1 protein-coding gene is annotated in these 383 nt (G+C 67.9%); it reads right to left on the bottom strand.

Annotated elements, in window-relative coordinates; all coding sequences use genetic code 11:
* The coding region (gene ilvN, locus G3I71_RS49915; RefSeq protein WP_164325621.1) for an acetolactate synthase small subunit at positions 1-352 on the bottom strand (352 nt) is incomplete at its 3' end.
* Positions 353-383: the final 31 nt, after the last annotated feature.

Here is a 383-nt window from a genome sequence, read left to right as displayed (position 1 = left end):
GCACGACGTCGACGACGTGCGCCCGGAACAGCTGCACGACCTCGAGCACGTGCGTGCGCTGCGACACGTCGGCCTTGACCTTGACGAGCAGCAGCTCGCGCTGGACCGACGCCGCGTCCTCGAGCTCGACGATCTTGATGACGTTGACCAGCTTGTTGAGCTGCTTGGTCACCTGCTCCAGCGGCAGCGCGTCGACGTCGACGACGACCGTGATGCGGCTGATCTCGGCGTGCTCGGTCGGGCCGACGGCCAGCGAGTGGATGTTGAAGGACCGGCGCGCGAACAGCCCCGCGACGCGCGTGAGCACGCCGGGCTTGTTCTCGACGAGGACGGACAGGGTGTGGCGGGTCATCGCGGTTCCTTCCTCAGTCCTCGCGGTCCCA

This window comes from Streptomyces sp. SID12501, from assembly GCF_010550245.1.
GTDB lineage: Bacteria > Actinomycetota > Actinomycetes > Streptomycetales > Streptomycetaceae > Streptomyces.
Note: the sequence above shows the minus strand (reverse complement) of the source record. Positions and strands in the feature narration are given on the sequence as shown.